Raw genomic sequence first — 21949 nt, 5'->3', positions numbered from 1 at the left:
AAAACAATACAACAAAAAGAAACAAAAAGACTCAAAACATCTAAAAACCAATCAATTACATTTAAAATAAAAATTTTAAAATTCGTTGTGAATTTTGAAAAATATATAAGATAATTTTTACTACATTTGAAAAAAATCAATATAATTATTTTTTCATTAACAAATATTCTTTAACAAGTGTTTAATAATAACTGTGAATTAACTTTCCCCTAAGGTTGTTTACAATTTTCTTTAAATACGCAAAAAGGCACTTTATTATTAACCTACTAATTATAAGTTTATGTCTAAGTTGCAAGATTTAAGAAACTTTCGGTTTCCGAATGTTTTTGTTCTTATATTAATCATTTTTATCTCCTGCGCCTTACTGATTTGCATTAACTTTTTTACCATCAAAATTTTATCTGCAAATAGAGCTTACATAAACGGAGAATCCCATTATTCTAAAAGCCAAAAAGATGCTTCAAGACATCTTATAACCTATCTATATACAAAAAAACCGAATCAATGGAAATTGTATTGTGAGGAATTAAAAGTTCCTCAGGGTGACGGAACTGCCAGAATTACACTTTTAAAAGCCGGTGATAATGATATAGCTAGAAAAGGTCTACTTGTTGGAAGAAATCACGAAGACGACCTTGACGATATTATTTGGCTATTTGATAACTTTAAAGAAGTTTCCTTTTTATCAAAGGCTATTGACGAATGGGGAAAAGGCGATCAACTAATTTTTAAGTTGTTTATAATTGGGGAACAAATTAATGCCAAAATCAATCGTAATCTTTTAACCCCAAAAGATCAGAAACAGTATTTAAAAGAGATCAGCTCCATTAGTGACCAACTTACCATTAACGAACGTAATTTTTCGAATCTTTTAGGCGAAGGAACCCGTAAAATAAAAGACCTACTGATTTTTACTAACGTCTTTTTCATTTTAGTTATTATCTGCAGTGTTTGCCTCTATTATTCTATAATGGTCAAAAGACTGCTGATCTCTAAAAAAGAAACAGAAGTAAAAAATGAGAATTTAATTATTGTAAATCGTGAATTAGATCGTTTTGTTTACAGTGCTTCTCACGATTTGAGATCTCCAATAACTTCTTTAAAAGGTCTTATCGAAATTACTTCTTTAGAAGACGATCTAAGCCAAATTAGAAACTACCTTCAAATGATGCATCATAGCCTGGCTCGTCAGGACCAATTTATAAGTGACATTATTGATTATTCTAAAAACAAAAGAAAAGAAGTAATCATGGAGCCGGTAAGTTTAAAAGAGTTATTTAATGAGGCTATTATTCAATTAATGTATATTGAAAATGCCAACAGAATAAAATTTACACAAGAACATCTGGTCGACCAAATTGAAAGTGACGGTCTTCGATTAAAAATCATAATCAACAATTTAATTTCAAATGCCATCAAATATTCCGATGCTAGCAAGGAAGAAATGTTCATTTCCATCAAAACTTATTTTTCAGATGGTTTAAATAAAATTGAGGTTTCGGATAATGGAATCGGAATTAATGATAAAGACAAAGAAAATATTTTTGAAATGTATTTTGGAACCAACAAAAATAAAGGTTCAGGACTAGGTCTTTACATTGTAAAAGAAGCCGTTGAAAACATCAAAGGCGATATTTCTGTTTTCTCAGAAAGCACCGTTGGAAGTAAATTTATAGTAACCATACCACACTCACATGCAATCTAAATCTGAATTTGTACTTATTGAAGATAATTTAATTGATCAATTTGTCACTAAAAAATTACTCAAAAAAGGATTAAACATCAATCCGATTTTTATTGCCAACAACGGTAAAGAAGGCATTGAATGGCTTTTAAAAAACCCTAATCATACTTCGTTAATCATTCTTTTGGACATTCAAATGCCAATTATGAATGGTTTTGAGTTTTTGGACGAATTTGCAAGACTTGCAGAAAAAATAAGTGGTAAAATAGAGATTTTTGTTCTTTCTTCGACTCTGGATACAGATGAAATTAAAAAAGCGAAAGAAAACAAATATGTCACTGATTTTTGGAATAAACCGTTTTGTTTAGAAACTTTAAAGAATGCTTTTCTTTAAATATATCTTATTCTAAAATACGATTTACTTGAGAAAATGCTCTTGTGTAGTAAGGTTCTTTTGTTGAAGAAATCATTACGCCACCATGAGTAGAGGAATGTACAAATTTAATTTCTCCGTCTTCAGCAACCTCAACTACCATTCCGACATGATTAATGTGGCGTCTACCATTGGTTCTAAAGAATATTAAGTCGCCTTTTTGAGCCTCTTCAGAATTTACTTTTGTTCCAACTCTTGATTGCTCTATAGAGCTTCTTGGGAGTTTAATATCGAAGTTATTAAAAGTACAGATCATCAAACCTGAACAATCGAAACCTGCTTTTGTTGTTCCGCCCGATCGGTATCTAATTCCGATATTTTCTGTTGCATTTGCAATAATCTGATCAACTAATTCTGAATGACTTCCACTTGTCATTTTTACAAATGTAGAATCTTTTTTTATTACCGCAGTTTCTGCTATTTGCACTGGTGAAGTTACTGCCGCGTTTTGTGATTCTTCAATAGCTTTAGCGGCCTGAATTGCATCTGCTTTTTCTTTTGAAACACGAATCTTCAAGAGATAACCAACAGGAACTTTTCCTTTTATCGACGGATTCTGACGCTCCAATTCTGCTACCGTAATTCCATATTCTTTAGAAATACCATATTTCGTTTCTTTAGGTTTAACTTCTCTATAAAGTTCAACATCTGCAGAAGCGATTTCTTGTATAACTGGTTTTTCGTTTGATGGGATAACGATCTTTTGACCAATTTTCAGACCTTCTGTTTCCAAGAGCGGATTGGCTTTTTTCAATTCATCAACCGTTACATTATATTTTTTTGAAATTCCCCAAAGTGTCTCTTTAGACAAAACCTCATGAGAACCTGCTTCATTATTTACAACAGTTTCTACTTTAGATTCTGCCTTAGCCAATGATTTTGCTTTAGATGCAACTTCTTTTTTATTTTTATTTGGAATTAAAAGTACAGAGTTTAGTTTAAGGATCTTTGGAGCATTCGGATTGGCATTATTGATTTCCTTTACCGTAACGTCGTATTTTTTAGCAATAACAGAAAGATTTTCTCCTTGTGAAATTTTGTGCTTAATAAAATTATCCTGCGCAAAAGCTCCTGTACTGAAAAAAATCAAAACTATTATAAATCTAAAAATCATATCCCTCCTTTAAGTTATTACTCCTTTTTTTAAGTTTAGTTATAGAATTAAACTTAAAAATTACAAATATATTACCTCAAAGGCGAATTTAACGCTTAAACTTATAAAAACCATAATTTTTAACAATTATTTTACTTCAAATTAACAGCCTCGGCATAGAAATTGAGCCAACTTTTTGAAAAGCAGTTTTTTATATAGAAAGCATTTTAATTCAATATTCAAACCACTTTAAATCCCTCCTATATGATTAAAAAAGTACTTTTTGCTATTCTTATATTTCCTTTATGCCTCAATGCGCAAACTATAAAAGGAATTGTTAAATCTCAAGCCACCGATTCCTTACTTGATGACGCGAACATATATGCCGTTCAAAACCAAATAGGAACTCTGACAAACAGCAATGGAGAATTTACATTAAATCTAAAAGAAAAAACAAACGACTCCCTTCAAGTTTCTCATATTGGATTTGTAACTGCAAAAATTGCTATTAAAGATTTAAAAAAGATCAACTATATTATTTTACTTCAAGAAGACATTGAAAATCTGAACAATGTAGAAGTAAAAATCAAGAAGAAGAAATTAAAATCTAAAATTGATTTTGAGAAACTCAGTCCATTAAAAGATGCTGTCTATTCTTTTGCTTCCACACTCCATAATGGAAAAATCTATGTTACTGGAGGTGATTCTTCCTACAATTCTAATGCATTCGAAATAGCAAAAACAAAAACAAATTCACACGATCCACAAGTATTTATGCCAATTTACTTTCAAGAGTTGCGCCGTGAAGAAGGAAACGCAAAACACAAAGGCGATTTTTTGATTTACGACATTAAGAGTGACTCTTGGGAAAACTCCAATAAAAAACTCATAAAAAGAGCTTATCATAGTTTACATTTCTATGATAATTCATTTTATATATTTGGAGGCAAACGAATTTCTCCAAATGCAAAATTTGAATATTTAGAAAATCAAATTGAAATTTTTGACCTTTCGAAAAACGAAATTGCAATAGACAAAACCAATCCGCATCAAGCAATTAATTCTCCATCTTTTATTTATAAAGACAACATAATTGTAATGGGAGGCGCTATCAAAACAACTCCAAAAGGCAAAAAGACTTTTACAAACAAAACTCATTTTTACAATTTAACTTCCGGTTTATGGTACGAATTATCAGAAATGCCTATTGCCCAAGAAGCAAACGGGATTTTAATGGGAGATAAAATTTACCTAATCGGAGGAAACAATGGAAAAGCAATGTCCGAAATTCAAAGTTTTGATTTGATAAATGACAAATGGCTAAATGAAGGAGAATTATTTTCTGAACTCGAAAAACCAGCAATTGCCTCACAAAACGATCTTATTTATATTTTTGACAGCAAAAAAATATACTTATATGACATTAAAACAAAAGTACTAAAAGAATTCGTTATTGATATAGACGTAAAATATTCAGCAATGCATTTATTTGAAAATAATTTATATATAATTGGAGGACTATCACAAGACGAACTGAGCAGCAGGCCTTCTAATAAAACATATCGTATTGCTATAGACGAATTTCAGAATACGAGTCCTAGCAAAATCAAAACTTTAAAGCAAAAACAGTAAGATATTATTAGTAACTAAAAACGCCCTGTTTTCACAGAGCGTTTTTTTTATGATCTGATTAAATCAAATATTAAGCTTTTCCAGCCGCAATCAGGTTTAATGCTGAACCTGCAACAAACCATCCAATTTGACCTTCGTTGTAGGTATGATTAGCCAAGATAATATCTTTTGTACCATCTGCATGAACAAACTCTAATGTTAGTGGTTTGCCTGGAGCGAATTCTGTTAAGTCTAAGAAGTTTATTGTATCATCTTCTTGGATTTTATCATAATCTGCTTCGTTTGCGAATGTTAATCCTAAAAGGCCTTGTTTTTTAAGGTTAGTTTCATGGATACGAGCAAAAGATTTCACCAATACCGCTTTAACCCCTAAGAAACGTGGCTCCATAGCCGCATGTTCACGAGAAGAACCTTCTCCATAGTTGTGATCTCCAACTACAATAGACGGAACTCCAGCTGCTTTGTACGCACGAGCTACAGCAGGAACTGCATCGTATTCGCCTGTTAATTGGTTTTTAACAGAGTTTGTTTTTTGATTGTAAGCATTTACAGCTCCGATCAACATATTGTTTGAAATGTTATCTAAGTGTCCACGGAAACGCAACCAAGGTCCTGCCATAGAAATGTGGTCTGTAGTACATTTTCCGAATGCTTTGATTAGCAATTTAGCACCTGTAATATTTTTACCATCCCAAGCATTAAATGGAGCCAACAATTGCAAACGCTCTGAAGTTGGGTTCACCACAACCTGAACATTTGATCCATCAGCAGCCGGCGCTTGAAAACCTGGATCTTCAGCATAGAAACCTTTAGCAGGAAGCTCATCTCCAGTTGGCTCGTCCAACATTACTTCTTCTCCATCTTCATTGATTAATTTATCCGTTAATGGATTAAAACTTAAATCACCTGCAATAGCCAAAGCTGTCACCAATTCTGGAGAACCAACAAAAGCCAAAGTATTTGGATTACCGTCTGCACGTTTTGAGAAGTTACGGTTGAAAGAGTGCACAATGGTATTTCTTTCTTCTTTTTCTGCTCCTTCTCTATCCCACATACCAATACATGGTCCGCAGGCATTTGCAAAAACAGTCGCTCCAATTTTGTGGAAAGTATCAATAAATCCATCTCTTTCGATTGTAGAACGAACTACTTCAGAACCCGGAGTGATGGTAAATTGTGATTTTGTTTTTAGATTTTTATCAGCAACTTGTCTTGCCAATGAAGCTGCACGAGAAATATCTTCGTAAGAAGAGTTCGTACAAGAACCAATCAAACCAACTTGAATTTGCAATGGCCAGTTATTTTTAACTGCTTCGTCTTTCATTTTTGAAATCGGAGTAGCTAAATCTGGAGTAAAAGGACCATTTAAATGTGGCTCTAATGTAGATAAGTTAATCTCGATAACTTGATCAAAATATTTTTCCGGATTTGCATATACTTCTGGATCTCCAGTTAAGTAAGACGCTATTTTATCTGCAGCATCGGCAACATCAGCTCTATTTGTAGAACGTAGATAACGACTCATAGAATCATCGTAACCAAAAGTTGAAGTTGTAGCTCCAATTTCAGCCCCCATATTACAGATAGTTCCTTTACCTGTACAAGACATTGCAGTTGCACCTTCTCCAAAATATTCTACAATAGCACCTGTACCACCTTTTACAGTTAAGATACCAGCAACTTTAAGAATAACATCTTTTGGAGCTGTCCATCCTGATAATTTACCCGTTAACTTCACTCCGATAAGTTTCGGAAATTTAAGCTCCCAAGCCATTCCAGACATAACATCTACAGCATCTGCTCCACCTACACCAATTGCTACCATTCCTAATCCACCTGCATTTACAGTGTGAGAATCGGTACCAATCATCATTCCGCCAGGGAAAGCATAATTTTCAAGTACAACTTGGTGAATAATTCCAGCTCCTGGTTTCCAGAAACCGATTCCATATTTATTAGAAACCGACGATAAGAAATCGAAAACTTCATTACTTTGTGTTTTTGCTCTTGCCAAATCGGTTACAGCGTCTACTTTTGCTTGAATCAAGTGATCACAATGAACCGTTGTTGGAACTGCCACTTTCGATTTACCAGCATGCATAAACTGTAATAATGCCATTTGTGCAGTTGCATCTTGACATGCTACACGATCTGGTGCAAAATCAACATAATCAACTCCTCTTCCAAACGCCTTAGTAGGATTTCCATCCCAAAGGTGATTGTATAAAATTTTCTCTGTTAAAGTAAGTGGACGACCAACAATCTCACGCGCTTTATCAACTCGCGCTGGCATGTTTTCGTACACTTTTTTAATCATTTCGATATCAAAAGCCATAGATTTTTTGTTTTTATTATTCTTTTTTGAACATGACAAGTTACAAAAAATAGAACAATTATTACTAAAAAAGCCCGAGTTTTACGACTCGGGCTTTTAAAATATTATTAAATAATCTCTCGATTACATAACCAATTGTTTGTTAGAAGGAGCAAACTTCGTTAAGTTGATTCCATCTACCGCAGCAGTATATTCTTCGATTGTTGGAGTTCTACCTAAAATTGTAGAAAGAACCACAACTGGAGTAGAAGAAAGCAATGATTCTCCTTTTTTTCCTTCAGCATCTTCTACAACTCTTCCTTGGAATAAACGTGTTGAAGTAGCCATTACAGTATCTCCTTTAGCTGCTTTTTCTTGATTACCCATACAAAGGTTACATCCAGGACGCTCTAAGTACAACATGTTTTCGTATTCTGTACGAGCCGCACCTTTAGGAGCATTATCGTCAAATTCGAAACCAGAGTATCTTTGCAACACTTCCCAGTCACCTTCAGCTTTCAATTCATCTACGATGTTGTAAGTTGGAGGAGCAACTACAAGAGGAGCGTTAAATTCAACTTTTCCTGTTTGTGCTTCAACGTTTTTCAACATTTGAGCAAGGATTTTCATATCTCCTTTGTGAACCATACAAGAACCGATAAATCCAAGATCTACTTTTTTCTCTCCACCATAGAAAGATAATGGTCTGATAGTATCGTGAGTATAACGCTTAGAAACGTCTTTATTGTTAACGTCTGGGTCAGCGATCATTGGTTCAGCAATTAAATCCAAATCAACAACAACTTCAGCATAATATTTAGCATTTGCATCTGGAGTTAAAGCTGGTTTTTCACCAGATTTAATTTCAGTAATTCTCTTATCAGCTTTGTTAATTAAACCTTGAAGAACTTGTCTGTCGTTATCCATTCCTTTGTCGATCATGATTTGGATTCTGCCTTTAGCAATTTCCAATGATTCGATCAAAGTATCGTCTTCTGAAATACAGATAGAAGCTTTAGCTTTCATCTCTGCAGTCCAGTCTGTAAATGTAAACGCTTGGTCAGCAGTAAGTGTTCCGATGTGAACCTCAATGATTCTTCCTTGGAATACATTCTCACCATTGAATTGTTTAAGCATTTGCGCTTGTGTAGCGTGAACTACATCACGGAAATCCATATAACCTTTCATGTCTCCTTTGAAAGTTACTTTTACAGATTCCGGAATTGGCATAGAAGCCTCTCCAGTCGCTAATGCAAGAGCAACAGTTCCTGAGTCAGCACCAAAAGCAACACCTTTTGACATTCTCGTGTGAGAGTCACCACCGATAATGATTGCCCATTCGTCAATCGTAATATCATTAAGTACTTTGTGGATAACGTCTGTCATTGAATGATAAACACCTTTAGGGTCACGAGCCGTGATCAAACCAAAGTTGTTCATGAATTTCATCAATTTAGGAATGTTAGCCTGAGCTTTTTTATCCCAAACAGAAGCAGTATGACAACCAGATTGGTAAGCACCGTCAACAATTGGAGAAATAACTGTAGCAGCCATAGACTCTAATTCTTGAGCAGTCATCAAACCTGTAGTATCTTGAGAACCTACAATGTTTACTTCTACACGAACGTCAGAACCAGCGTGCAACACTTTTCCTGGAGCAATACCTACAGCATTTTTGTTAAAGATTTTCTCTACTGCAGTTAAACCTTGTCCTTCGTTAGAAATTTCTTTAGACGGAGCAAATACAGCAGGAGCTTCGATATCTAATACTTTAGCTGCGAAAGTCTGAAGCTTTTTACCGAATACAATTGCGTAAGATCCTCCAGCTCTAATGAACTCTTTCTTTTGAGGCGTAAATGATCTAGAAATGTCAATTAATTCTTGATCACCATTGTATAATTTTTTAGTTTGAGTATTGATAGTCAAAACAGTTCCTGTAGCAACAGAATAAGCTTGCTCAAGAATTGGTTCGTTGTTTTCGTTTAATACCGGTTTCCCGTCTGTGTCAACTTTTTTAACCCAGTTTTTAAGGTCAATTCCAATACCTCCAGTTACGTCAACTGTAGTAAGGAAAATTGGAGAAATACCATTTGTACCTCCAACAATTGGAGCAATATTTACGAATGGAACATATTCACTTGCTTGTTTTCCTGTCCAAAGTGCCACGTTGTTTACACCTGACATTCTAGAAGAACCAACTCCCATTGTTCCTTTTTCAGCGATCAACATTACGCTTGCATCTGGATGCTTAGCTTGTAATGCTTGAATTTCCTCTTGCGCTTGAGGTGTAATCATACATTTACCATGAAGTTCACGGTCTGAACGAGAGTGCGCTTGGTTTCCTGGAGACAATAAATCTGTAGAGATATCACCTTCTCCAGCGATATAAGTAACAACTTTAATTTCTTCAGCTATTTCTGGAAGTTTAGTAAAGAACTCAGCTTGTGCATAACTTTCGATAATTTCTTTAGCGAATGCATTACCAGCTTTGAAAGCTTCTTTCAAACGGTCAGTATCTGCATCGTAAAGGAAAACTTGAGTTTTAAGAACGTCTGCAGCTTGTTGAGCAATTGCAGCATCAAATCCTAAAGCTAAATCTAATAAAACCTCGATTGAAGGCCCACCTTTCATGTGAGATAATAATTCGAAAGCAAAAGTTGGAGTAATTTCTTTTACTACTGAATGGCCTAAAATAATTTCTTTTAAAAACTTAGCTTTTTCACCTGCAGCACTTGTAGTACCAGGTAAAGTATTGTAAATAAAAAACTTAAGAGAATCTTCGCGATTTGCGTTATCAACATCTTTAATTTGAGCAATGATTTCGCTTAATAATTCAGCTCCATCGATTGGCTTAGGGTGTAAACCTTGATTTTTTCTTTCTTCAATTTCTTGAATGTAATCCTGATAAATATTCATAATAAAAGCGGATTTATTTTTTTGAGGCAAATTTAAGCATTAAACCCGATAATTAAAAAAAATATAATAGAACTCGCCTTTTCAAAAATTATTATTGCTAAAAAACGATTTTCACTGCTTGTTTTTATCAAAAAATCAATTTTATATTAAAATAATGAATTATTAACATTTAAAAATCTTTTCTTTAACAAAGTCGAAATTCGATGTTATAAAGTAAGTGAGATTTTACCTCTATTTTCATTAAGAACCTTTCTAAATAAGCAATTATAACGTTATAGTTGGAGTTTTATCTACTCAAAAAACGTCTTTTTTTTTAAATCAAAATTGTAAGAAGTTAGCTCTAAAAAAATCAATCTAAAAGTTTTGTTTTTCAAATATTCTTTTAACTTTGCAATTCAAAGTTCTTTTAAAAAAATAATACTATGAAACACAAATTTGAATTATTTAGAGAATATTATCGAAAAACCGACGTAGGAATTAGTCTTGCCGTCACTTCTATTTCAGCTATGCTGTTAATTATGGCACTTGCTTGCAAAGAATTGGAGTTTTACAAATTCGAATCTATTGCTGTAGTGGCTTTAATATTTGAATTTGGCTATGGCACAATCTTGTCTTTTCTATTATTAAAAAACAGAAAAAAACATATGCACCTTACCCCATTTCTAATGCTAAACTGGCTTATTGGCTGCTTTAGTTTAAATGTTTTCTTTCCAGTTTTTCTGAATCTTCCTGTTTGGGTATATGCAACAACTTTTTTATTTTGTATTTCAAATTTCTTTCTTTACCAAACTAAGGCAGAAAACCTTCGTGTTCTGATTTTCTATTTTATTAATGGACTTACGTTTTGGATTATTTTCTATTTTGCCCTGTTTCTTATTCCGGTAATGCCCTACTCTTTAGTCGGAATTATAGCTTTAGGTCTTGGCTTTTATGGTTTGGTTCCAGCAATTATTTTAGTTATTCATACATTGAGTATTCTTTTATACTTGCCCAAAAACAGATATTATTTCATTTCCTTTTGCGCCGGTTTTTCAACGATATTGGTTGGCTTTCTAGTTTTTACAATTGGATTGGTTATAGAAAGCAAAAAAATTTCAGAAATCATTAAAATGAATTCTTTCGAGACAGAAACTGATTTACCCACTTACATTTCCATTTCACAGAATATAAAGCCTAATTTTTTCAATGAAATTCTACTAAAGAAAAACATCGTATATATTGATATCGATAAATTCTTTTCATTTGACGGCTTTGGTTCATTCAGCAAACAACAATTTAATGAGACTAAAGCTCATAATCCCTTTATAAGTATTGCCTATTTATTCTGCAAAGACCTAAATATTAATAACGATGACAGAATAAACATTCTAAAATCAAACTTCAACAAACGATTAGAAACCGAAGAACATCTCTGGAGCGGAGACCAGATTTTTACCAAATCTATCAAAGAAGATGTAAAAATTTATCCTGATTCTCGACTAGCTTATACGGAAATCACAATGAATATCGAATGTCACAATAAGACTTTGAGTAACAAAGAAGCAATTTATTCCTTTCAATTACCGGAAGGTTCAGTTGCCACTTCACTTTCACTTTGGGTTAATGGTGTAGAACGCAAAGGTGTTTTAACTACTAAAGAAAAAGCTAAAAAAGCATACAATCAAATTGTTGGAGTAGAATATCGAGATCCTTCCTTAATGCAATGGCGAGAAGGCAACAAAGTTGTCGTGAAGGTTTTTCCAGTAAATAAAATCAATCCCAGAACATTTAAATGTGGTTTTACAACTCCACTGAAAGTCGAAGACAACAAATTGAAATACCAAAGTCTTTCCATAGAAGGACCAAACATTTCAAATGCTGAGACCATTTCAAGAATACAAACAGTAGGGAATACTTCAATAGAAACTTCTAAAGATTTTGAACTGGAAAAAGGCTTTTACATGAATCAATCTAAAGGACTGGATGATTGGGAAGCCAATATACCTTTGAGCAAAATCAATCATAGCTCTTTTGTATGGAAAAACAAAGTTTACGAAGTGCGTGAAATTCAAAAAACATTGACTCGCTTCACTCCTTCTGAAATTATTCTGGACCTAAATGATAAGTGGACAACGAAACAAATTGAATCTGTTGTAAATCTTGACAGAAAAAATATCTTCGTTTTTATTAATGGGCATAAAAAAGAAATTAATAAAGAGAATTTCAAAGCTATCCAGCAAGATTTTGAGAACTATCATTATTCTTTATTACCACTTTATAAATTAACCAAAAACAGTTTGATCATAACAAAATCGGGGACTTTTTCTGCAAATTTCGAAGACCTTGAAGAATCTAATTATTTTAAAAAAATTAAAAAGAACACAAAACAACGAGATATAAAAGTTATAAATATCAGCCCCGACATCAATCCGTTTTGGCAGACTGCGAAAGAACAGAAGTATGTCGAATACTTTCAAACAAACTTAAACAACTGTCTAAAAATGGTAAATGAGCATCAGTTTCCTTTATTTAAAGAAGAGGAAAATGTTGTAAATATTGAGCCTGCTTTAATTTCAATTCACCAAAAAGCATATACTGACAGCTTAAAAAGCAACGGGCCAAATCATATTTACAGAATGTATGCTTTTGGAAAAGTATTACAAGAACAAATTAAAATACAAGGAGATACTATTTCAAAAAACCAATATGTAGAATTAGCAAAAGACGCCAATATTGTTACTCCGATTTCTTCTTTAATCGTACTTGAAACCGATAAAGATTATAAGAAAAACGGAATCGAGCAGAATGTAAACACATTGGGAAATGCTTCTATTAACAATGACGGATCTGTACCTGAACCTTATGAATGGGTGCTGCTTATTATTGGATTTTCTTCTTTATATTTTTATTATAGAAAAAACAAAAAACAGATTATTTAATGAATCATTTAATATCATATCAAAAACGTGTTTTCTTATTGATTACTATTTGTCTGATCATTGTAAATTATAACATTATAATGATCGGACTGGATAGTAATTTATTCGGAATTCTCTGTTCTGTGGGTTTGTTTATCATTGGAGGAAGAAAAACAAATTTCAACATAAATTATCTCTTACTTCCGTTTATTTTAATCTTAGAATTTATAAGTTATCGTCTTCACACAAAATCTGTGCATTTTCTGGCTTTGGCGCTTTTTGTTTGTTTTTTATATTACAGTGCAACCCAGAAATTCTCGTTCATTGCTTTTATTTCGATCCTATTATTTTCTTCTGTTTTCAATACATTTTTTGATTATCTATCGACTGAAATCAAACAATCTCTTTGCTATTATGTATATCTTTTTCTGAAAGACTTCCTTCCAATAACTAAAATTGAAGGTGTCAACTTTTATCTTGGCGAATCAAGAATCTCAATAGACACAGCCTGTATGGGATTATCAATGTTTAAAACTGGATTGTTAACAAGTGCATTCCTTTTGATTTTTGAAGAAAAGAAACATCAAAAGTATTTCAGTATCCTTCAGGTATCTTTATTTTTTGCTGTAGTTGTTATCTTGAATGTCATTTCAAATTACTTCAGAATCATTACCCTACTTGTATTTAACTGTACCGAAGAAAACACTTTACATCACACAATTGGAATATTATGTTTTCTGTTTTATCAAATTGTTCCGATGCTTTATTTGGTGTGATTTTTCAAACCAAAAAAAGACGAGTTAAAAATATCAAAAAGCACCAATTCTTTAGTTTTATTTCTTTCCGGAACCTTTGTCATTTTTATAACTAGTTTTGAAATAAAGACAAAACCAGATGATATATTCAGAACCCTTACTACAACTTATAAAAACAAAAATGCAATACAGATCAACGAAGAAGTTATTAAGATTTCAACTCCAAATAAACTTACATACATCAAAACACCAACTCATAATCCGTTAGTTTGTTGGACCGGCTCTGGTTACAAGATTATCAAATCAATGAAAATCAACAAAAACAATGAACAAATTTGGTTTGTAAAGATGGAGAAAAACAACATTCAATACGATTCTTATTGGTGGTATGAATGCGACAAAAAGAAATACACCTCGCTTCCTGAGGTACTTTTCATCAAATTATTACATAACAAACCCGTTTATTTAATCAACGAAACTAGCAAAGCATAACAACAAAAAATCCTGATAGATTATCAGGATTTTTACTATTTGGATTTACAGTATTACATGAGTTTTTTAATAATAACTTCTTCTGTTATTCCCTCAGCATCTGCTTTATAGTTTTTAATAATTCTATGTCTTAAGATTCCAGTCGCTACAGCCTGGACATCTTCAATATCTGGCGAAAATTTTCCGTTGAAAGCGGCATGTGCTTTTGCTGCTAAAATTAAATTCTGAGAAGCTCTTGGTCCAGCACCCCAATCTAAATAATTTTTAACAAAGTCATTTGACAACGTATTATCCGGTCTTGTTTTACTTACTAAAGTTACCGCATATTCAATTACATTATCTGCAACAGGAATTCTACGAATTAAATGCTGGAAATCGATAATTTCCTGTGCATTAAAAAGTGGGTTAATAACCGTTTTAGCATCAGAAGTTGTTCTTTTTACAACCTGAACTTCTTCTTCAAAAGTTGGATATTCCAATTTAATCGCAAACATAAAACGGTCCAATTGTGCTTCCGGCAAAGGGTATGTTCCTTCTTGTTCAATAGGGTTTTGAGTCGCCAAAACAAAATAAGGCAAATCTAATTTATGATGTTGTCCTGCAATTGTTACCGATCTTTCCTGCATCGCTTCAAGAAGTGCAGCCTGTGTTTTAGGAGGTGTTCTGTTTATCTCGTCGGCCAAAATAATATTCGAAAAAATAGGTCCTTTGATGAATTTGAAGTTTCTATTTTCATCTAAGATTTCACTTCCTAAAATATCAGAAGGCATTAAATCTGGCGTAAATTGAATTCTTTTAAAATCTAAACCTAAAGCTTGAGATAAGGTATTTATCATTAAGGTTTTTGCCAAACCTGGAACACCAATTAAAAGTGCATGCCCGCCTGAAAATATACAAAGTAAAATTTGATCAACAACGGCATCTTGCCCTACAATTATTTTCGCTATTTCGTTTTTTAATTCATTTCTTTTTTGAACTAAATTATGAATTGCTGTTACGTCAGACATTTATGAATGTATTTAAAATTAAAAAGAGTTAATTCTATGAATTCATAAAACTAACTCTTTTTATTTATTTATTAAAACTTATTTTTTCAACCAGTTGTTTGCAAAATCACATTCTTTATATTCTCCAATGATTTTGATATAGGTATCTTTAATTTTTGTATCGAACCATTTTGCAATTGCATTGATTTGCTTTTCTTTTAATGCTAATTCTTTAATTTTTGTATAATCTTTAGCATAGTCTGCAGTATGGTCTTCGATTCTATTTGTTACAGTAATTAACTTATACGTTTTTTTACCTTTATCGTCTGTATTTAAAATCGGCTGAGAAATTTCATCTCCTTTTAAATTTGAAACCTGGCTATATAATGTCGGATCCATTTTTGTTAACTCAAATCTAGTATCTTGAGTTGTTGGGTTCACCAAAGTTCCTCCGTTTGCTCTTGTTTCCTTTTCATCAGATTCTGTTCTTGCAGCATCTGCAAATGAAATTTCTTTACCAACAATTTTATTTCTGATATTGATAATTCTTTCTTTTGCTTCTTTTAAAGCAGCCTCAGAAACCGTTGGAGAAATTAAAATATGACGCAATTCTACTTCCTGTCCTTTAATTTTCTCTACCATAATAATATGAAAACCGAAAGTAGTCTCAAAAGGTGCAGAAATTTCTCCTGCCTGTAAACTAAAAGCAACATCTTTAAATTCTTTTACAAAGGGAGTTTTTCTTGTCATTTTGTAGTAACCTCCATTTGGCGAAGATCCAGGATCCTGAGAATATAAAACAGCTTTAGTAGCAAAACTAGATCCTTCGAGAACATCTTGTTTTATTGCATTCAATCTATCTATTACCTTTTGCTTGTCTTCTTTAGATACTTTAGGTTCTACCACAATTTGGGCAACTTCCATTTCAGCACCAAATGTTGGTAATTCCTCTTTTGGAATTTTCTTGAAGAAATTACGAACCTCTTCTGGTGTTATTTCAACATCTTTAACGATTTTATCTCTCATTTCAGATGCTAATTTTTGCTCTTTCAAGATATCCGCAAAATAAGTTTTAAATTCTTCTACAGAACTCTTTTTATAATATTCTACAACTTTGTTAATATCTCCACCAACTTGCTGTGTCATATAATTTAGACGGTCTTCCATCATACCTCTAACTTCAGCATCACTCACAATAATACTATCCTGAATTGCCTGGTGAGCATATAACTTATCTTCCAGAAGTTTTCCTAACATCTGACATCTTGTGATATCTTTAGTATTTCCTCCTTGTGCCGTGATTTCTAAAAATCCTTTATCTATATCAGAATCTAATACGATATAATCTCCTACTGTTGCGATAATTCCATCGATTTTTAATTTACCTCCAGCTGGTTTTTCAGCAGGTTTTTCAGCAACGACATCAGGAATTATTTCTTGTGCTGCAACAATTGGAGCAAAAAAAAGAAAAAAACAAACTGTTAGAACAAACTTGTAATCAATTGTTTTTAGCTGTAATTTTTTTAATAACATTATTTTAAATTTAATTTGAATGTAAAGTCTGCTTTAGATAACTCGCCAAAGTTATTTATATTTTCTGAAATACTTCCTGAAAGATAAATAATTAGTATAGTTCTTTCCTAACTTATAACGAACAAAAATAACAATTCAATTACATAATACAACTATCCGCAATACTATTAACAAAAAATTATAGGATAGGTCTATATTGCTTTTTAAACTTTCCTTTTAGTCTCTTTTCATACTGCCCGAAAATTGTCCATTTACTTAATAGAAATTTAGCTATAAATCTAATTATTAGTCATCTAAAAAAAAGTTCTTAACACTACAACGTTTTCGTGATAATTAATTTTCTTGTAAATTGAAATTATATCAAAAAAAATCTACTTTAGATGCGTAATCAATAATTTAAACTACTTAAAAATATAAATATTCTTGTTTTAAGCACTTAAATTAGAAAATTACAAAAACAACTATTTAACTCAACCACATCTATTATGAAAAAACCTATTTTAAAATTGTGTCTCATTTCTGTATTTAGCGGAATGCTGTTTTCGTGTTCTCAAAATGAAATTAATGATGTCGATTCAATAGCTGAAAGTCAGAACTTCAAAATTATCGATGTCACACATCATGACGGAAAACCTTTTAGCACAGGAACATCGAGTTCTTCCTTAACTTCAAAATATGTCGATAATCCCGGTGGCGGAGTTATGATGCAGGCATTTTACTGGGATGTTCCAGCCGGAGGGAATTGGTGGAATACTGTCAGCAGTAAAGTAACTGCTTGGGGAAATGCAGGAATTGGCTCTATCTGGTTACCTCCTGCTTCAAAAGCTCAAAACGGGGCATTTTCGATGGGATATGATCCAACTGATTATTTTGATTTTGGAGATTATAATCAAAATGGAACCACAGAAACCAGATTTGGATCTAAAACTGAATTGGTCAATTTAATTACGGCTGCTCATGCTCAAAACATAAAAGTTTATGCCGACATTGTTATCAATCATAATAGCGGTGGTCAATCAGAAGCAAATCCGTTTACAGGAACCAATACTTGGACTAATTTTAACGGAATTGCATCGGGAAAATTCAAGCGTACTTATGCTAATTTCTACAAAAACAGTTATGGAAATAATGATGAAGGTTCTTTTGGAGGTTTCCCAGATTTATGTCATGCTGATCCGTATGTACAGGATTGGCTTTGGAAAAGGACTGACGGAGTTGGTAAATATTATAAGAATACCATGAAGTTTGACGGATGGAGATTTGACTATGTAAAAGGTTTTGGCGCTTGGGTTGTAAGAGACTGGAATGCAAATGTAGGCGGATTTTCTGTAGGTGAATTATGGGATTCGAATGTAAACGTATTAAATGATTGGGCGAATAATGCAAATAGTTCTGTGTTCGATTTTGCTTGTTATTATAAAATGAATGATGCTTTTGACGGAAACAATCTGGCACTTTTGAATGATGATATGATGTGGAAACGTAATCCATACAAAGCAGTGACTTTTGTAACCAATCATGACACTGATGAAATCTGGAGCAAAATGCTTGCCTACTCCTATATATTAACTCACGAAGGCTATCCAACCATTTTTTACAGAGATTACGAAGAATGGTTAGATAAGAACAAATTGAACAATCTGATCTGGATTCATAACAATAAAGCAACAGGAACCACTTCTATTTTATATTCTGATAATGATGAATATGTGGCACGAAGAAACGGATATAATGGAAATCCAGGATTAGTAGTTTACATCAACAATTCAGATACTTGGCAGGAAAGATGGATTCAGACCAATTGGGCCAATACTCAAATTAAAGATTTTACAGGAAATTCGACTTGGTATCCGACAACTCAGGCAGATAAATGGGTAAAAATACAATGTCCTCCAAAAGGATATTCAGTTTGGTCAATTAATCAGTAATTTAAAATGACTATTTTAAAGCTGCTCAAAATGAGCAGCTTTTTTTTAGTAAAATACTGTTATTCTTTTGCCACGAATTACACCAATTAGCACCAATTAATTCGTGCAAATTTGTAATTCGTGGCAAAAAAATTTACTCCAGACTCAAATTTAAAATTTAAGTCCTTTAATTAAGAACTGAATATTTTTCTTAAGCCGTAATTTAATAGTACTTTTGCAACCTATTTATACAAAATATGAGCTTTTTAAAAGAAATACAACGCAGAAGAACATTTGGAATTATATCGCACCCCGATGCTGGTAAGACGACGTTAACAGAGAAATTACTTTTATTTGGAGGTGCCATCCAAGAAGCAGGAGCGGTAAAGAATAACAAAATTAAAAAAGGAGCAACGAGTGACTTTATGGAAATCGAACGCCAAAGAGGTATCTCGGTTTCTACTTCTGTACTTGCTTTTAATTATAAAGATAAAAAAATTAATATCCTTGATACACCTGGACACAAGGATTTTGCCGAAGACACATTCAGAACTTTAACCGCTGTTGATAGTGTAATCGTTGTAATTGACGTTGCAAAAGGGGTTGAGGAACAAACTGAAAAATTGGTTTCTGTTTGTAGAATGCGTAACATTCCGATGATTGTTTTCATCAACAAATTAGACCGTGAAGGTAAGGACGCTTTTGATCTAATGGATGAAGTAGAACAAAAATTAGGTCTAAAAGTTACTCCTCTAAGTTTTCCAATTGGTATGGGTTATGATTTCCAAGGAATTTACAATTTATGGGAAGAGAACATTAACCTTTTCAGTGGAGACAGCCGTAAAAATATCGAAGAAACAATTGCTTTTTCTGATGTTCAAAATAATCCAGAACTAGATAAAATTGTCGGTGAAAAAGCAGCAAATAAACTTCGTGAAGAATTAGAATTGATTGATGAAGTTTATCCAAAATTTGAACGCCAAGATTATTTGGATGGAAAAATCCAGCCAGTATTCTTTGGTTCTGCTTTGAATAATTTTGGTGTTCGCGAATTGTTAGATTGTTTCATTACAATTGCTCCATCACCACGTCCAAAAGATTCTGAAACGCGTACAGTAGATCCTGCAGAGCAAAAAATGTCTGGATTTGTTTTCAAAATCCACGCAAATATGGATCCTAAACACCGTGACCGTTTAGCATTTATTAAAATCGTTTCGGGAACTTTCGAAAGAAACAAACCTTATTACCACGTTCGTCAGAAGAAAAATTTAAAATTCTCAAGTCCGAATGCCTTTTTCGCTGAGAAAAAAGAAATCGTTGACATTTCTTATCCTGGTGATATTGTTGGTTTGCACGATACAGGAAACTTTAAAATTGGAGATACTTTGACAGAAGGCGAAATCATGAGTTTTAAAGGAATTCCAAGTTTCTCTCCAGAACATTTTAGATACATCAATAACGCTGACCCGATGAAAGCTAAGCAATTAGAAAAAGGTGTTGATCAGTTAATGGATGAAGGTGTTGCTCAGTTGTTTACTTTAGAAATGAACAACCGTAAAGTTATCGGAACGGTTGGAGCACTTCAATATGAGGTAATTCAATACCGTTTGGAACACGAATACGGCGCAAAATGTACTTATGAGAACTTCCCCGTACATAAAGCTTGTTGGGTAAAACCTGATGATGCTAAAAATGAAGAGTTCAAAGAATTTAAACGTATCAAACAAAAATTCCTTGCTCACGATAAATATGGCCAATTGGTATTCTTAGCCGATTCTGATTTTACCATTCAAATGACGCAAAGTAAATATCCATCTGTAAAATTATATTTTACATCGGAATTTGATTAATGCTTTACATTAAAAACATAAAAAAAGGCTGTTTAAATATTTATTAAACAGCCTTTTTTATTATGTCTTCTGAATATTTTTCTCTGGTAAATAATTAATTCCCAATCCCCCAAGAACCATTATTACAGCTTGAGATAGTTCTTGTTCATCAACAATTATATCTTGCAGTAATAAATGATCTTTAACATCTTCAATACTAAATGGTATTCTTTTAGAAAGATAATGATTAGGTCCTTGAATAATAACTTCAAGCGTATCCCTTTTATTTAAAATCGTAATAGGAATTGAAAAATCACCCGTTTTAGAATTTACTTTTACCTTCTTAGATCCATTTATGGAAAGAGTAAATTTAGGAAATGTTTTTTCGTTAAAGGGCTTATTAGTTTTTGCATCTAAAAACCTACCTTTCATCATAATTGAAACATCATCGAAACTATTTTGATTGGAAGCGACTTTACCAACTAAATAACTTGATGAATCAACTTGCATCTCGGTATTTATCGACTCTTTTTCCTGTCCTGAAACATTCGAAGTCAATAAAACCGAAGCCAAAACTGCAGCATATTTCAAATTATTGATTTTAGATGTTTCATTGTATCGAAATTCCTCTTCTAGCTGTGTTCTTCTCAATCTTGCACAAATATTCAAACCTTTATTTTCTGAAACGAATTTAGCTACCTCAGAATTCGTTTTTTTACTTAAATCGATTACATTTTTCATGCAGGAACTACAAAATGAACCAGATATATTAGGAATCATTTTATCAAAATTCTCAGAACATGGATTATCTATTTCTAAAGTGAATTTCTTTTGCATAATATATCTATTTAGATTAAAATCTTTTAACGGATTGTTATACTTCTATAGAGTACATTTTTGAATAAAAGGTTGGAATGAAATTAGAAAAAAAAATTATAGCATAAAAAAAAAGCACTAATGTAATTAGCGCTTTTTTATAATTTGAATTAATCAACCTTACTAAGTCATTATATTTCAAAATTAATCTTTCAATAGAATTGCAAGATTACATCAATAAAAAAAATAGAAGAAATTTTCTCGATTAAAGTTAATTATATCTGATTAAGTGCATTTTAAAAACATTAATCAAAAAAAAAGCCCCTTAAAAAGGGGCTTTTAAAATTTATGCTTGTCCTGTTGGACCAAAATTAAGCGGAATTGGTGCTTGTTCCGTTTCTTTGATTTCGCCATGAGCGGCCTCAAATCTGTGGATATTTTCACCTATTGCTCGCAACAATCTTTTAGCATGTTGTGGTGTCAAGACAATTCTTGACTTTACCTTGGCTTTAGGAATCCCCGGCATAATGCTCACAAAATCTAAAACAAATTCTGATGAAGAGTGATTGATTATTGCAAGATTAGAATAAATTCCTTCTGCAATAGTTTCGTCTAACTCAATATTAATTTGCTCTTGTTGTTGTTTCGGATTACTCATAGTT

The 21949-nt window shown here is 32.6% G+C and carries 15 protein-coding genes; 8 read left to right on the top strand and 7 right to left on the bottom strand.

Translation table 11 applies throughout. The features are described from left to right. The first annotated feature begins 280 nt into the window (after nt 1-280). Nucleotides 281-1705, top strand: coding sequence for a sensor histidine kinase (locus K6T82_RS20480; protein WP_223710094.1), 1425 nt, complete (start codon nt 281-283; stop codon nt 1703-1705). After that, nucleotides 1695-2078 carry a response regulator gene (locus K6T82_RS20475; protein ID WP_223710092.1) on the top strand — a complete coding sequence of 128 codons (384 nt, stop codon included), beginning with the start codon at nt 1695-1697 and terminating at the stop codon, nt 2076-2078. Before K6T82_RS20480 ends, K6T82_RS20475 begins: the two co-directional genes overlap by 11 nt. A gap of 7 nt (nt 2079-2085) precedes the next feature. Here K6T82_RS20475 and K6T82_RS20470 read toward each other — a convergent pair whose 3' ends face one another. After that, entirely contained in the window at nt 2086-3231 is a 1146-nt protein-coding gene (locus K6T82_RS20470) for a C40 family peptidase (protein ID WP_223710089.1), read from the bottom strand. A 243-nt stretch (nt 3232-3474) separates the two neighbouring features. On the opposite strand from K6T82_RS20470, the gene K6T82_RS20465 reads away from it, so the two are divergent. Next, nucleotides 3475-4842, top strand: coding sequence for a Kelch repeat-containing protein (locus K6T82_RS20465; protein WP_223710086.1), 1368 nt, complete (start codon nt 3475-3477; stop codon nt 4840-4842). Nucleotides 4843-4912: 70 nt separating this feature from the next. On the opposite strand, the gene K6T82_RS20460 is transcribed toward K6T82_RS20465, so the two are convergent. Both K6T82_RS20460 and K6T82_RS20455 read right to left on the bottom strand, forming a co-directional pair. Further along, entirely contained in the window at nt 4913-7177 is a 2265-nt protein-coding gene (locus tag K6T82_RS20460) for an aconitate hydratase (protein WP_223710083.1), read from the bottom strand. 123 nt (nt 7178-7300) lie between these two features. Further along, nucleotides 7301-10072: a bifunctional aconitate hydratase 2/2-methylisocitrate dehydratase gene (locus K6T82_RS20455; protein WP_223710080.1), complete on the bottom strand. Its 2772-nt coding sequence runs from the start codon at nt 10070-10072 to the stop codon at nt 7301-7303. Nucleotides 10073-10494: 422 nt separating this feature from the next. Between K6T82_RS20455 and K6T82_RS20450 the strand changes: the two genes are divergently transcribed. The 3 genes from K6T82_RS20450 (at nt 10495) to K6T82_RS20440 (ending at nt 14216) form a co-directional block, all read left to right on the top strand. Continuing rightward, on the top strand, nt 10495-12990 hold the full coding sequence (locus K6T82_RS20450) for an XrtN system VIT domain-containing protein (RefSeq protein ID WP_223710078.1): 2496 nt from the start codon (nt 10495-10497) through the stop codon (nt 12988-12990). After that, the gene (gene xrtN, locus K6T82_RS20445) at nt 12990-13745 is read left to right on the top strand and encodes an exosortase N (RefSeq protein ID WP_223710076.1); all 756 of its coding nucleotides are present in this window, start codon (nt 12990-12992) and stop codon (nt 13743-13745) included. Before K6T82_RS20450 ends, xrtN begins: the two co-directional genes overlap by 1 nt. Nucleotides 13746-14030: 285 nt before the next feature. After that, nucleotides 14031-14216, top strand: coding sequence for a hypothetical protein (locus K6T82_RS20440; protein WP_223710074.1), 186 nt, complete (start codon nt 14031-14033; stop codon nt 14214-14216). A gap of 53 nt (nt 14217-14269) precedes the next feature. On the opposite strand, the gene K6T82_RS20435 is transcribed toward K6T82_RS20440, so the two are convergent. After that, nucleotides 14270-15223 carry an AAA family ATPase gene (locus tag K6T82_RS20435; protein WP_223710071.1) on the bottom strand — a complete coding sequence of 318 codons (954 nt, stop codon included), beginning with the start codon at nt 15221-15223 and terminating at the stop codon, nt 14270-14272. Nucleotides 15224-15301: 78 nt separating this feature from the next. Next, on the bottom strand, nt 15302-16735 hold the full coding sequence (locus tag K6T82_RS20430) for a peptidylprolyl isomerase (RefSeq protein ID WP_223710069.1): 1434 nt from the start codon (nt 16733-16735) through the stop codon (nt 15302-15304). Nucleotides 16736-17220: 485 nt separating this feature from the next. Between K6T82_RS20430 and K6T82_RS20425 the strand changes: the two genes are divergently transcribed. Together K6T82_RS20425 and K6T82_RS20420 are read left to right on the top strand one after the other, a co-directional pair. Further along, nucleotides 17221-18663, top strand: a complete 1443-nt coding sequence (locus K6T82_RS20425; protein WP_223710067.1) for an alpha-amylase — start codon at nt 17221-17223, stop codon at nt 18661-18663. A gap of 236 nt (nt 18664-18899) precedes the next feature. Further along, nucleotides 18900-20492: a peptide chain release factor 3 gene (locus K6T82_RS20420; RefSeq protein WP_223710065.1), complete on the top strand. Its 1593-nt coding sequence runs from the start codon at nt 18900-18902 to the stop codon at nt 20490-20492. A 60-nt stretch (nt 20493-20552) separates the two neighbouring features. Here K6T82_RS20420 and K6T82_RS20415 read toward each other — a convergent pair whose 3' ends face one another. Together K6T82_RS20415 and K6T82_RS20410 are read right to left on the bottom strand one after the other, a co-directional pair. After that, nucleotides 20553-21308: a hypothetical protein gene (locus tag K6T82_RS20415; protein WP_223710063.1), complete on the bottom strand. Its 756-nt coding sequence runs from the start codon at nt 21306-21308 to the stop codon at nt 20553-20555. Nucleotides 21309-21633: 325 nt separating this feature from the next. Then, a complete protein-coding gene (locus K6T82_RS20410) occupies nt 21634-21945 on the bottom strand; it encodes a DUF3467 domain-containing protein (RefSeq protein WP_109192123.1) in 312 nt (103 codons plus the stop codon). Nucleotides 21946-21949: the final 4 nt, after the last annotated feature.

Origin of the sequence: Flavobacterium potami (genome assembly GCF_020026915.1) — a bacterium.
Lineage (GTDB): Bacteria > Bacteroidota > Bacteroidia > Flavobacteriales > Flavobacteriaceae > Flavobacterium > Flavobacterium potami.
This window is presented reverse-complemented; position numbering and strand designations above follow the sequence as displayed.